Origin of the sequence: Microbacterium awajiense (assembly GCF_039536545.1) — a bacterium.
GTDB lineage: Bacteria > Actinomycetota > Actinomycetes > Actinomycetales > Microbacteriaceae > Microbacterium > Microbacterium awajiense.
Genome location: NZ_BAAAYU010000005.1, coordinates 538,085 through 550,721 on the forward strand (window position 1 = coordinate 538,085; position 12,637 = coordinate 550,721).

Annotated in this window: 10 protein-coding genes; 4 read left to right on the top strand and 6 right to left on the bottom strand. The window is 70.5% G+C overall.

The annotated features are described in order from the left end of the window. Positions 1-31 precede the first annotated feature (31 nt). The 6 genes from ABD663_RS09210 to ABD663_RS09235 form a co-directional block, all read right to left on the bottom strand. The gene (locus ABD663_RS09210; protein WP_344740199.1) at positions 32-2,554 is read right to left on the bottom strand and encodes an ATP-dependent Clp protease ATP-binding subunit; all 2,523 of its coding nucleotides are present in this window, start codon (positions 2,552-2,554) and stop codon (positions 32-34) included. A 257-nt stretch (positions 2,555-2,811) separates the two neighbouring features. Further along, on the bottom strand, positions 2,812-3,327 hold the full coding sequence (locus ABD663_RS09215; RefSeq protein WP_344737733.1) for a hypothetical protein: 516 nt from the start codon (positions 3,325-3,327) through the stop codon (positions 2,812-2,814). 323 nt (positions 3,328-3,650) lie between these two features. Beyond that, positions 3,651-4,361 carry a hypothetical protein gene (locus ABD663_RS09220; RefSeq protein WP_344737735.1) on the bottom strand — a complete coding sequence of 237 codons (711 nt, stop codon included), beginning with the start codon at positions 4,359-4,361 and terminating at the stop codon, positions 3,651-3,653. Between the two features lie 75 nt (positions 4,362-4,436). Then, positions 4,437-5,435, bottom strand: coding sequence for a MauE/DoxX family redox-associated membrane protein (locus tag ABD663_RS09225; RefSeq protein WP_344737737.1), 999 nt, complete (start codon positions 5,433-5,435; stop codon positions 4,437-4,439). 9 nt (positions 5,436-5,444) lie between these two features. Further along, positions 5,445-6,599, bottom strand: coding sequence for a glycosyltransferase family 4 protein (locus tag ABD663_RS09230; RefSeq protein WP_344737739.1), 1,155 nt, complete (start codon positions 6,597-6,599; stop codon positions 5,445-5,447). A gap of 25 nt (positions 6,600-6,624) precedes the next feature. Beyond that, complete coding sequence (locus ABD663_RS09235; RefSeq protein ID WP_344737741.1) at positions 6,625-7,293, bottom strand: arsenate reductase/protein-tyrosine-phosphatase family protein; 669 nt, start codon at positions 7,291-7,293, stop codon at positions 6,625-6,627. An 81-nt stretch (positions 7,294-7,374) separates the two neighbouring features. Between ABD663_RS09235 and ABD663_RS09240 the strand changes: the two genes are divergently transcribed. The 4 genes from ABD663_RS09240 to ABD663_RS09255 are packed head-to-tail and all read left to right on the top strand — an operon-like array spanning position 7,375 to position 12,636. Beyond that, on the top strand, positions 7,375-9,318 hold the full coding sequence (locus ABD663_RS09240) for a glycosyltransferase (RefSeq protein ID WP_344737743.1): 1,944 nt from the start codon (positions 7,375-7,377) through the stop codon (positions 9,316-9,318). Then, positions 9,318-10,448, top strand: coding sequence for a glycosyltransferase family 4 protein (locus ABD663_RS09245; RefSeq protein ID WP_344737745.1), 1,131 nt, complete (start codon positions 9,318-9,320; stop codon positions 10,446-10,448). The genes ABD663_RS09240 and ABD663_RS09245 overlap by 1 nt, the downstream gene beginning before the upstream one ends. A 23-nt stretch (positions 10,449-10,471) precedes the next feature. Further along, positions 10,472-11,515 carry a glycosyltransferase gene (locus tag ABD663_RS09250; protein ID WP_344737747.1) on the top strand — a complete coding sequence of 348 codons (1,044 nt, stop codon included), beginning with the start codon at positions 10,472-10,474 and terminating at the stop codon, positions 11,513-11,515. Then, the gene (locus ABD663_RS09255; RefSeq protein ID WP_344737749.1) at positions 11,512-12,636 is read left to right on the top strand and encodes a glycosyltransferase; all 1,125 of its coding nucleotides are present in this window, start codon (positions 11,512-11,514) and stop codon (positions 12,634-12,636) included. Before ABD663_RS09250 ends, ABD663_RS09255 begins: the two co-directional genes overlap by 4 nt. The last annotated feature ends 1 nt before the right edge of the window (position 12,637 follow it).

Sequence of the window (12,637 nt, forward strand, 5' to 3'; positions counted from 1 at the left end):
CGGGGCGCTTCGCCTCGTAGTCTCGTCCGGGTCAGCCGCCGGCGACGATCTCCGGGCTCGCCGAGATCTCGCCGCGCGTCGCGACGCCCACGGCGACCTTCTCGCCGCGCGGACCGTGCTCGAAGATGAGCTCGCCGTCCTTCGCGTCGACCTTCACGTGGTCGCCGGACTCCAGCTCGCCGTGCAGGATCTTCTCCGACAGGCGGTCCTCGACCTCGCGCTGCATCGCACGGCGCAGCGGGCGGGCACCCAGCGCCGGGTCGAAGCCGATCTCGATCAGCTGGTCCTTCGCAGCATCCGTCAGCTCCACCGTCATGTCGCGGTCGAGCAGACGCTCGCCGAGGCGCTTGGTGAACAGGCCCACGATCTGGCGCAGCTCGTCCTTGTTCAGCTGCGGGAACACGATGATGTCATCGACGCGGTTGAGGAACTCGGGCTTGAAGTTGCGCTTGAGCTCCTCGTTGACCTTGCCCTTCATGCGGTCATAGGTCGTTCCCTGGTCGCCTTCCACCTGGAAGCCGACGGGGCCGCCCGCGATCGCCGACGAACCGAGGTTGGTCGTCATGATGATCACGGTGTTCTTGAAGTCGATGACACGACCCTGGCCGTCGGTGAGGCGACCCTCTTCGAGGATCTGCAGCAGCGAGTTGAAGATGTCGGGGTGCGCCTTCTCGATCTCGTCGAACAGCACGACCGAGAATGGCTTGCGGCGCACCTTCTCGGTGAGCTGGCCGCCCTCTTCGAAGCCGACGAAGCCCGGAGGGGCACCGAACAGCCGCGAGACGGTGTGCTTCTCGCCGAACTCGCTCATGTCGAGCGAGATCAGCGCCGACTCGTCGTCGAACAGGAACTCGGCGAGGGCCTTGGCGAGCTCGGTCTTGCCGACGCCTGTGGGCCCGGCGAAGATGAACGACCCCGACGGACGCTTGGGGTCCTTGAGGCCGGCGCGCTGACGGCGGATCGTCTTCGAGAGGGCGGCGATCGCCTCCTCCTGGCCGATGACACGCTGGTGCAGCGCCTTCTCCATGAAGACGAGACGGCTCGACTCCTCTTCGGTCAGCTTGAAGACCGGGATGCCGGTGGCCTGTGCGAGCACTTCGGCGATCAGGCCCTCGTCGACCACAGCGTGGCTGGCGACGTCACCCGAACGCCACTGCTTCTCGAGACGCAGGCGCTCGGCCAGCAGCGACTTCTCCTCGTCGCGCAGCGACGCGGCCTTCTCGAAGTCCTGGTCTTCGGAGGCGTGCTCCTTGTCTTCGCGCACCTTGGCGATCTTCTCGTCGAACTCACGCAGCTCGGGCGGGCTCGACAGGATGCTCAGGCGCAGCCGCGCACCCGCCTCGTCGATCAGGTCGATCGCCTTGTCGGGCAGGAACCGGTCACTGATGTAGCGGTCGGCGAGGTTCGCCGCCGCCACGATCGCGCCGTCGGTGATCTGCACCTTGTGGTGCGCCTCGTAGCGGTCGCGCAGCCCCTTCAGGATGTTGATCGCGTGGGGCAGGCTGGGCTCGGCGACCTGGATCGGCTGGAAGCGGCGCTCGAGCGCAGCATCCTTCTCGAAGTGCTTGCGGTACTCGTCGAGCGTCGTCGCGCCGATCGTCTGCAGCTCGCCGCGTGCGAGCAGCGGCTTGAGGATGGAGGCCGCGTCGATCGCGCCCTCGGCGGCTCCCGCTCCGACGAGCGTGTGGATCTCGTCGATGAAGACGATGATGTCGCCGCGCGTGCGGATCTCCTTCGTGACCTTCTTGAGGCGCTCTTCGAAGTCGCCGCGGTAGCGGGAGCCGGCGATGAGCGAGCCGAGGTCGAGCGAGTACAGCTGCTTGTCCTTGAGCGTCTCGGGCACGTCGCCCTTGACGATGGCCTGAGCCAGGCCCTCGACAACGGCGGTCTTGCCGACGCCGGGCTCGCCGATCAGCACCGGGTTGTTCTTGGAGCGGCGCGACAGGATCTGCATGACGCGCTCGATCTCTTTCTCGCGCCCGATCACCGGGTCGAGCTTGTTGTCGCGCGCCGCCTGCGTGAGGTTGCGACCGAACTGGTCGAGCACCTGCGACCCACCCTGCGCCGACTGGGTCGACTCGTTGGCGGCGCCGCTGACGGCGGCCGGCTCTTTGCCCTGGTACCCCGACAGCAGCTGGATGACCTGCTGGCGCACCTTGTTCAGGTCGGCGCCGAGCTTCACGAGCACCTGCGCGGCGACGCCCTCACCCTCGCGGATGAGTCCGAGCAGGATGTGCTCGGTGCCGATGTAGTTGTGGCCGAGCTGCAGCGCTTCGCGCAGGCTCAGCTCGAGCACCTTCTTCGCGCGCGGCGTGAAGGGGATGTGCCCGGTCGGCTGCTGCTGCCCCTGACCGATGATGTCCTGCACCTGCTCGCGCACGGCGTCGAGCGAGATGCCCAGGCTCTCGAGCGCCTTCGCGGCGACGCCCTCACCCTCGTGGATCAGCCCGAGCAGGATGTGCTCGGTGCCGATGTAGTTGTGGTTGAGCATCTTCGCCTCTTCCTGGGCGAGCACCACAACACGACGGGCACGGTCCGTGAATCTCTCGAACATGCGCTTTCCTCCGGCCTCCAGACGCACCTCGGGCGCCATACAAAGAGGGTAGCCACGGGGGCGCGACCCGACGGCCGTGTTCGCTGGTGGCATACGGCATCCGTCGCCGGGCTCGCTTCCAGATCGACCGCGTCGAATCGAGGGTCTCGGCGCACGGCATCCGCTGTTCGGCGCGGCCCAACCCTGAGTCCGGTGCCGACGCGACGTCGTCGGTCAGCGGTCCTGCGCCACGAGGATCGCGCCGCGAACGAGGTTGGTCAGCCGCAGGGGATGCTCGAACACGTCATCTTTGGTGACCCGGATGACCCGCCAGCCTGCGGCCACGAGGCGCTCGGTACGGGCGATGTCGGAGCCGAGCGCGTCCGGATGCGCGGCAACGCCTCGCGAAGTCGCGCGATGCCCCGTCGCCGGCCCGCCGATGCGGCCGCGGCGAGCTGCTCGAGCGTGGCGAGCGCTGAAGCGTCGGCCTCATGCAGGGGCTCACGCATGATTGCGTCACCGAGTGCGACCACGTCGTAGACATCCCACAGTGTTCCTGCGAGCATCGCCCAGGTCGATGCCGGGGACGTCAACCGCACTCCGAGCGTCGGATGGTCGACGACATGCGCCAAGCCCGGCTTGACGGAGTGCCCTGCGACACCCCGTCCGGCCCGGTTCCGGCGCGGGGCGAACACCCCGACGTCGAGATCCCGCGACTCATCGGCCCGGAAAGGCAGCGGCAGGCCCCATGCGACCGCTGCCGGAACGTGCGTGAAGAACTCGTGCTCGATCATCCGAAGGGCGTACCACTGCATACGCTCGAGCAGCTTCGAACGGTCGTCGACGCCTCTCCCATCGCCCGTGCCGGTGACGTTGACAGCGTGGAACGGGTGCGCGACGTCGAGCGCTCGCAGCCGGGACGGCGGGACTCGACCGCGCCGAACAGCGAATCGAGCGAGCGAGCACCCACGATTCAGCGCGGTGGAGCCGAAGACCCACCGGCTCACCTGCGCCGAACATGGACTCGTGGCCGCCGGCACCCTCGACTCGGCGCGGGCGAACTGAAGACCCACCAGCACTCTGACCGGGCGCAGAGCCCGATGAGCGGCCCGCCCGGTCAGTCCGGCAGGATCGGAACTCGCACGCTGTCGTAGCCGTCACCGACGAGGACAAGTTCGACGTCCGAGTCCTCCGAGAGCGCATCGACGTAGGCGACGGTGCCCCGCGGTGCCATGTCTGCGGTGCAGACCTGGTCGGCGGGGGGATCGGCGAAGGTCGCGGTGATCTCGGCCTCGGCCGTCTCGGTGACGTCCTCGAGCACGGGCGGGCAGCCCGACGAGCCCCACGTGAGGATCACGAACATGCCGTCGATGTCGGTCCACCCGGCGCTGGGCTCGTAGTCGGTCATGCCCTCGACCACGTACTCCGGGTCGAGGCCGTCGAGTTCGACCCTGCCCGAGTAGGCGTCGCCGGTGACGATGATCTCGAGGTTCTCGGTCGCATCCACGTCCTCGGGCACCCCGAGCACCGTCGCCCGCGGCACGTAGTCGCGCGTGCAGGCGGCCTGCGCGTCGTCGACCAACTCCACCCTCAGCGTCTGCCCCTCCGGCTCGACGATGGCCGTCGGCTGACACGTCGAGCTTCCCCACGTCACCAGCCCGACCGCACGACCCGAGTCCAGCCAGGCGGCGGCCAGCTCCGCTGCGGCCGGATCATCCGACGGAGACGGCCCTGTGGTGGCGTCGCCACCACCCGGGGACGTGGCACATCCGGCGAGCAAGAGCAGAGCCGAGGCCGCGGCCGCCGCGGCGAGGGTACGCAGACGCATGTTCACATCATGGCGGTGAAAGCTCGAAGACGCCTCCGGAATCGGTCACGGCGACATAACGACGCGTCACAGCGATCACGCCGGCGGCGGCTCGCCGTGCAGGCTCTCGTAGATGTCGGCGACGAACTGGGAGATGTCGTTCGCACCCGTCACGGGCCCGCCCGCGAGCAGCCCGTCAGCACCGAGCAGCACCGCGCTCGGGGTGCCCCAGTCTTCAATCGACCCGCGCACGTAGCCCTGAGGGTCGTGGAGCGACTGCGGCTCGTCGGTGTCGGCCCACGTGGTCGTCGCGGGATCCGTCGTCAGCAGTCGACGCACATCGACCTCGGGCAGCAGGGCGCGCCAGTCGTCGACGCGCGCGTTGACCGACGCGCAGGCACCGCAGGTCTCGGACAGAGCAAGCAGCAGGATCGGCTTCGACATCGCAAGCGTGCGCAGATTCACCACCGTGCCGTCGGCGAGCGAGACGGGTACGGCCGGTGTCCGCAGCCGCACGTACTCGTCGTCGAGCGGGTCGGCGGCTGCCGGAGCAGGTGCCGCGGGCTCTTCGGATTCCTCGGCGGTCGGCTCAGGCCAGAGCACGAGCGCCACGGTCACGGCAGCAACGGCCAGCGCCACGATCCACCAGGGCTCGGATGCCGCGACGACGACGGCGCCACCCAGCAGCGGGGTGGCCCAGATCACGGCCGCGACACCGACCGCGAGCGCGACCAACCATGCATTGCGCGTCACGGTGGCCCTGGTCACCGGCTTGCGGTCGCCGAAGCATGCGCAGGACGAGTCGGATGCCGCAGACACCGCGCGTGCCACAAGCACGAGGTAGGCCACCATGAGGACCAGAGCGACGAGAGCCGCGGCAAGACCCAGCCAGCCACCGAGCAGGACGAGCGCGACCGCGAGCGCCAGCTCGCCCCAGGGGTGGAGTCGCAGTAGCCACGTCCGACGGAAGACCTTCGGCACGCCCAGCTCGGCCCATCCCGAGAGGTCATCGGGGTGCCGCAGTTTCGCGATCCCGCTCCACACCAGGACGCCCGCGAGGATCAGCGGCAGAGCGGCGGCGAGCGCATCGGGCATGCAGCGATGCTACCGGCGCCCCGTGGCGAGAAGGCCCGTGTAGAAGTCGGCGTGCTGGGCGGCCACGGCGGCGTCGTCGAGCAGCTCGGGCGTCTGCGCCGCGGCGGCGCCGAGCCGACGGCGGAGCTGCCCGTCCTCGGCGAGCGCGCCGAGCGCCGACGCGAGTCCGACGGCGTCGCGCGGCGACACACGACGGCCGTTCACATCGTCGTCCACCCACTCCGCGGGCCCGCCCTCGTCGGCGACGACGACCGCGCAGCCGGCGGCGAGGTACTGCAGCACGTTCTGCCCGAGCGGCTCAGGCCGGGTGGAGTACTGCACGGCGATGTCCCACCCGTCCAGGACTGCATCGACGTCGTCGACCTGCCCGAGGAAACGCACCCGGTTCGCCACGCCGAGCTCGACGGCTCGCGACCGCAGCTGCGCCAGGAAGTCCTCATGCCCGAACAGCGGCGCACCCGCGAACTCGAGCACGGCGTCGCTGTCGCCGAGCGCCGATGCGAACGCCTCGAGCAGCAGCAGCTGACCCTTCCACGGGTCGATGCGAGCCAGCATCCCGATCCGCACCGGACCGGGCACACGTGCCGATCGGGCTCGACCGACGGTGAGGCCGGATGCGCTCGGGATGACCGCCGTGCGCACCCCGTCGCGCACGAATGGCAGCGCCGAGTCGAGCGTCGTAGGCGAGTTGGCGATCACACCGTCGGCACGGGGCAGCACGAGCCGCGTCATGGTACGGAACCCGAACCCGCCGAGCGCAGTCGCGTCGACGAGGTCGCGCAGGTGCACGACGAACGGCATCCGGGTGCCCCGCACCGCCAGCGCGCCGAAAGCGGCCGCCCGCGCCGTGTTGGCGTCGACGAGTCCCGCCGCGCGAAACCACGGATGCCGGCGCACCGCCGCCGCCTGAACGAGCAGCCGGCCGGCGGCGCCCGCCGCGGCGCGCGCACCACCACCGCTGACCCCTGCCGGCTGCGGGCTGCCCACCTCGGCCACCTCGACATCGGAGGCCCGAGCACGGAAGAACCCCGCCGCCCCCGGCGGGACCAGCATCCGCGGGTCCCAGGCGGGGTCGGCCCGCAGCATCCGGACGAGCGCGAACTCGGCGCCGCCGGGCGACCCGGTGTGCTCGAGGTGCAGCACCACCGGCGCGGCGCCGGTCATGCGCGGATCCGCGATCGGCGGGGGCTCACCGATTCGCCCCGGCGGCGCGCACCCGCTCGGTCAGCTCGCCGGTGGAGGCGACGGCCTCGAGGTAGGCGCGCACGTCGGGACGCGGCATCCCGAACAGCGCGTGGGCGAGATGAACCAAGGGCGCGACCTGTTGTTGCACCATCTGCACGTAGACCTCGGGTTCACGTCCGTCCGGGTCGACGACGTCGTCGAGATCCGGCCGCGGCTCGGCGACCTCGCGGGCATCGGACAGCGTCGCCACGCGCCGGCGCAGGTCCTCGATGCCAGTGATCGACGGCGCATCGACGTGCTCGGCGACGCGACCGATCTCACGGATCGTGAATGTGGTGCGCAGCGTCGATGGTGCGGCGGCGATGACCGCTTCGCGGTGTCGGCGGGTCGCGGTGAGCACGAGATCGGTGCCCAGCACGGCGTGATCGTCGAGCTTCCGTGCGAGGTGGTCCGAGACGTCGGCCCCCAGTGATGCCGCGATCGCCGTGATCTCGACCCCGGCGGGCTCGCCGACCGGTGCGGAGGTGCCGACGCTGCCGACCTCGACGTGGCGTGCGACGGCGTCGGGCAGGTACCAGTCGGCCCAGCGGCGCAGGAGTGCGGCGGCCAGCGCGGAACGATGGATGTTGCCCGTGCACACGGTGACGATGCGGAACCGATCGTTCACGTTCACCTCGCTCCCCTGCCCCGATGCGGTCACCCCGTTAGGGTTACTGCGAAAGCCTACTCGGGAGGGTCTGTGCGGGTTCTGCGGGTGTCGCACAGCGCCGCCGTCGACGCCTGGCGCGGTCGCGAGCGCGCGCTGGCCGGTCTCGGCGTCGATGTCGAGGTGGTCACGGCGCGGCGCTGGCATGCGGGCGGCACCGAGGTCGAGCCCCACCCCGCGCCGGGCGAGCGTGTCGCGACGGCGCGCACCTGGGGGCGGCATCCCGCCCTGTTCGTGTTCGATCCGAGGCCACTGTGGCGGGCGCTCGGCGGGTCGTGGGACGTCATCGACATCCACGAGGAACCCTTCTCGCTGGCGACGGCCGAAGTGCTGCTGCTGCGCGCGCTGCGCGGCCGGCGCACCCCGTACGTGCTCTACACCGCACAGAACCTGCCCAAGCGCTACCCGATCCCGTTCCGATGGCTCGAACGTCGAGCACTGCAGCATGCATCGGGGGTGTCGGCATGCAACCGGACCGCCGCGCGCATCGTCGAGGCGAAAGGCTTCCCCGGGCGCGCCAGCACCATCCCCCTCGGCATCGACGCCGCGGAGTTCCCGCCGCGCGCCGACAGAGCGCCCGCAGCAGACGCGGTCGTCGTCGGACTGCTCGGCCGTCTCGTCACAGAGAAGGGCGTCGGTGTGCTGCTGCGTGCGCTGGCGACACAACCGCGGCTGCGCGCACGCATCGCCGGTTCGGGTCCGCTCGCCGGCGTGCTGCCGAAGCGCCTGGAAGAGCTCGGCCTCGCCGACCGCGTCGAGCTGGTCGGTGCGCTGCCGCCCGAGGACGTACCCGGCTTCCTCGCCTCGCTCGACGTGCTGGCGGTGCCGTCGATCGCGACACCTCGCTGGACCGAGCAGTTCGGGCGGGTCGCCGTCGAGGCGATGTCGGTCGGTGTACCGGTGGTCGCCAGCGACGCGGGCGCACTGCCCGACGTCGTGGGCGGTGCAGGCATCGTCGTACCGGCCGGCGACGCCGCGCTCCTCGCCGACGCCGTGCTCGAGGCGGCCGGTCCCTCGCGGGAGCGGCTCCGCTCCTCGGGCTTCGCCCGCGCGCGGGAGTGCGGTTGGGATGCCGTGGCCCGCGACTATCTCGGTCTGTATCGCGCGGCCCGACGCCGCCCGGTCGGAGCGCAGCCGGCGGCGGTCGAGCATCCGATCGAGATCGGGGTCGTCGCGTTCGGTTCGGTCGACCTGCTGCGCGCCGCGCTCGAACCGGTCGCGCACCTGCCGGTGACGGTCGTCGACAACTCGTCGCTGGTCGAGATCGCCAACCTGTGCACCGAGCTGGGGGTGCGGTACATCGACCCCGGTCGCAACGGCGGGTTCGCGGCAGGGGTGAACCGGCTGCTGCGCGACCGTCTCGCCCCCGAGGCCGATCTTCTGCTGCTCAACCCGGATGCCCGCATCTCGGCCGACGATGTCGCGGCGCTGGGGCGCGCGCTGCATTCGCTGGGCGACCTCGCCTCGGTCGGCCCGTCGCAGGTCGACGACGACGGGCACCGCGCACAGGTGTCATGGATCTTCCCGTCACCCGGCCGCGCCTGGCTCGAGGCCGTCGGCGCCGCGCGTCTGCGGCGCGGTCCGCGCTTCGCCATCGGATCGGTGCTGCTGCTGCGTGCAGAGGCGCTCGCCCAGGTGGGCCCGTTCGACGAGAGGTTCTTCCTCTACGCCGAAGAGACCGATTGGGCGTACCGGGCATCGATGCTGGGCTGGCGCCACGCCGAGGTGACCGCGGTGACCGCTGTGCACCACGGCGCGGCCACGAGCACCGACGCGTCGCTGCGGGATGTGCGCTTCCACGCCTCGCAGGAGCGGTACTACCGAAAGCACTTCGGTCGCCTCGGGTGGCAGTCGACGCGCGCCGCGGTCGTCGTCGGCTCGCTCGTGCGCGCCGCGCTGCTGTCGGGCTCGCGCGGCGATGCGGCCCGGCGCCGTGCACTCCTCTACCTGCGCGGTCCGCTGCGGGTCGAGGCATCCGTCGGGGCACGCTGATGCGCATCGTGCAGATCGCACCCACAATCGCACCGGGTCGGGGGGTGCCGGGGGTCGCCTGGGAGCTCGCCCACGCCTTTCGCGCGGCAGGCCACGACGTGGAGTCGTTCACCTACGCCTCCGTGCCGAGGATGCACTTCGACGCGCGCACGCCCGTCGGGCGGCGTGTTGCCCAGGTGTGGCGCAGCGTGCGTTTCAGCACACGTGGCACGACCCTGGCACGGGAGTTCCTCGCGGCCCGACCCGACGCGGTGTCGCTGTGCCACAACACCGCCGTCGTCGGCGATGTCTTCATCGATCACGGTCTGGTCTCAGAAGCCATGCGGGCGCACGGCGATTCGCGATGGCGGCGCTGGGGCAACCCGCACCGCTGGTTCATCCACATTCGCGAACGACGGCGTCTGCGCGGGCCGACACATCGCGCCGTCGTGACGCCGACCGTTGCCGAGGCGGAGACTCTCAAGCGGGCGTACGGACCGATCGGCGCCCCTGTCGAGGTGATCCCGCACGGCGTGGACCTGGAGCGTTTCCACCCGCCGACCGACACCGAACGCGCTGATGCGCGCGCCGCGCTGCACCTCGACACCGACGACCGGGTCGCGCTCTTCATCGGGCATGACCTCGAACGCAAGGGCATCCACGTGCTCATCGACGCGCTGGTCGATGCCCCGACGGTCCTGTTGCTTGTGATCGGCGGGTCCCGACGCCAGATCGTGCGCGCACGCAGCCGTGCGATGAACCTCAAGGTCGACGCCCGCGTGCTGTTCCTCGGCCCGCAGCCCGATGTGGTGCCGTACCTATGGGCTGCCGACATGTTCGTCTTCCCCAGCGCCTACGAGTCGAGCGGACTGGTGGTGGCGGAGGCGCTCGCCTGCGGCATCCCGGTCATCGCCACGCCCGTCGGCATCGCACCGGATATCGTGACAGACGGGGTATCGGGCTATCTGGCACCCCGCGATCCACGGGTCTTCGCCGATCGGATGGAGCAGATCGCCGAAGCAGAGCCGGGCTCGTGGGCTTCGGCTGCCCGCGCCAGCGTCGCGAACCTGTCATGGGAGCGCACCGCCGCCGCCTACATCGGACTGATGGAACGGATCGCGTACGAGCGCACCACCGAGGAGGGGCTGTGATCGACCGGCTGAGGATCCTGCACGTGGTCCACACTCAGCAGTTCGCCGGGGTGGAGCAGTTCGTGCGGCGCCTCGCGATCGCGCAGGCCGTCGCGGGTCACAGCGTGCGCGTGATCGGCGGCGATCCGGAGCAGATGACCGCTGCGCTCGACGGGGCCGGCGTGCGTCATCGGCCGGCACGAGGGGCGGCCGAGGTCATCCGCTCGATCGGGCTCGTCGCCGATGGGCTCGATGTCGTCAACACGCACATGACCGCTGCCGACACAGTGGCGATCGCGGCGATCGCGCTGTCACGGCACGCGCCTGCGCTTGTCGCCACCCGTCACTTCGCAGCACCTCGAGGCGCTCGGCTGCCCGCCTTCGCCTCGCGCGCGATCGAGCGCCGGCTCGACGGCGAGATCGCGGTCAGCCGCACAGTCGCACAAGCCGCCGAGGTGTCGTCGACGGTCGTCTACGCGGGGATGGCCGAGCAGCCGCCTGTCGATCCCGCGACGCGCGAGCGGATCGTGCTCATGGCGCAGCGCCTGCAACCCGAGAAGCACACCGAGATGGGCCTGCGCGCCTTCGCGCAGTCGGGCCTCGCCGCCGACGGCTGGCGTCTCGAGATTGCGGGCGACGGACCCCAGCGCGCGTCGCTCGAGGCCGAAGCCCGGCAGCTCGGTGTCGCAGGCGCGGTTCGCTTCCTCGGCTTCCGCACCGACGTCGCAGAGCGGATGCGTGGGGCCGGCATCCTGCTCGCCTCTTCGCCGTTCGAGCACTTCGGCCTATCGGTGCTCGAGGCGATGGCGGCAGGATTGCCGATCGTGGCCACCGACGCCGGTGGACACCGCGAAATGCTCGAGGGACTTGACGAAAGAGCCCTCACACCGGCGGACGACCCGGCAGCGGCGGCGCGGCGTCTGCGTGCCCTCGCCGACGACGGCCTCGGCCGCGCCACCCTCGGCGACAGCGAACGCGCGCGACAGCTCGACCGCTTCACGCTTGACCGCCAGGTGACCGCGACGGACGCCGCATACCGCGACGCGATCGCTCATCGTCGCGAACGCGACGCAGGGGGCGCGAGATGACGGATCTTGTCGTCGTGTCGCTCGAGCGGTGGGACGACGTCTGGCGACGAAACCAATACCTCGTCGACGGACTCTTGCGAAACGACCCCGACCTGCGGGTGCTGTTCGTCGAGCCGCCTTCCGATCCACTGCACGACGCGCGGTCGCGGCGACGCCCGGAGAGGGGGCATCGATCGCGACCGGTGGGCGAGACGGGTCGGTTGTGGAGCTGGCGGCCGACGAAGTGGCTCCCGCGACGGATCGACGCCGGGTTCGACGATCGGTTCATCCTGGGCATTCAGGACGCCGCCGGCGAGCTCGGCTTCCGTGACCCCGCGCTGTGGGTGAACGACCCGCGCTTGGCCGGTGTAATGGTGGCGACCGGGTGGCCGACCTTGTACGACATCACCGACGACTGGGCCACCGCCGACCGCCCAGCAGCCGAGCGCGGGCGAATCGTGGAGGGCGAAGCGCTGCTGCTGGCCCACGCAGATGAGGTCGTCGCCTGCTCATCTGAGCTCGAACGTCGCAAGGCACCTCAGCGGCCGTCGCAGCGGCACCCGATCGTCGTCATCCGCAACGCGGTCGACGTCGAAGACTATCAGCGACCGCGTCCGCGGCCCGCGCTGCTGCCCGCCGGTCGCACGGCGGTGTACGCCGGCACACTGCACCAGGATCGACTCGACGTCGATCTGGTCCTGTCGACGGCCGAGGCGCTCGCCGGTGAGGTGTCGATCGTGCTCGTCGGTCCGAACGCGCTGGGTCGTGACGCCACCGAACGCCTGCGTACGACGGGAGTCTCGATGCCCGGTGCCCAGCCCCGCGACGTGCTTATCGGAAGCCTGCAGCACGCCGACGTTCTGATCGTGCCACATCTGGTGAACGCCTTCACCGACAGCCTCGATCCGATCAAGCTCTACGAGTACCTGGCGGTCGGGCGCCCGATCGTGTCCACGCCCGTCGCGGGGTTCCGCGACGCAGTTCGCTGTATCGGACCCACGGGGTACCCCGCGGCGGTGTCGGCTACCGCGCGAACAGAAAGACTCTCGTTGCGTCCCGGACCGACTCCCGACGACTGGAGCAGTCGAGTCACCGACGTGCATGACGTGCTTCGTCGACTGCCCCGCGAGCGGGGCGCTTGAA

Excerpts from the sequence above, each read along its gene's own strand:
- ABD663_RS09210 (WP_344740199.1), bottom strand. The coding sequence starts at position 2,554 with ATGTTCGAGAGATTCACGGACCGTGCCCGTCGTGTTGTGGTGCTCGCC.
- ABD663_RS09215 (WP_344737733.1), bottom strand. The coding sequence starts at position 3,327 with ATGATCGAGCACGAGTTCTTCACGCACGTTCCGGCAGCGGTCGCATGG.
- ABD663_RS09220 (WP_344737735.1), bottom strand. The coding sequence starts at position 4,361 with ATGCGTCTGCGTACCCTCGCCGCGGCGGCCGCGGCCTCGGCTCTGCTC.
- ABD663_RS09225 (WP_344737737.1), bottom strand. The coding sequence starts at position 5,435 with ATGCCCGATGCGCTCGCCGCCGCTCTGCCGCTGATCCTCGCGGGCGTC.
- ABD663_RS09230 (WP_344737739.1), bottom strand. The coding sequence starts at position 6,599 with ATGACCGGCGCCGCGCCGGTGGTGCTGCACCTCGAGCACACCGGGTCG.
- ABD663_RS09245 (WP_344737745.1), top strand. The coding sequence starts at position 9,318 with ATGCGCATCGTGCAGATCGCACCCACAATCGCACCGGGTCGGGGGGTG.
- ABD663_RS09255 (WP_344737749.1), top strand. The coding sequence starts at position 11,512 with ATGACGGATCTTGTCGTCGTGTCGCTCGAGCGGTGGGACGACGTCTGG.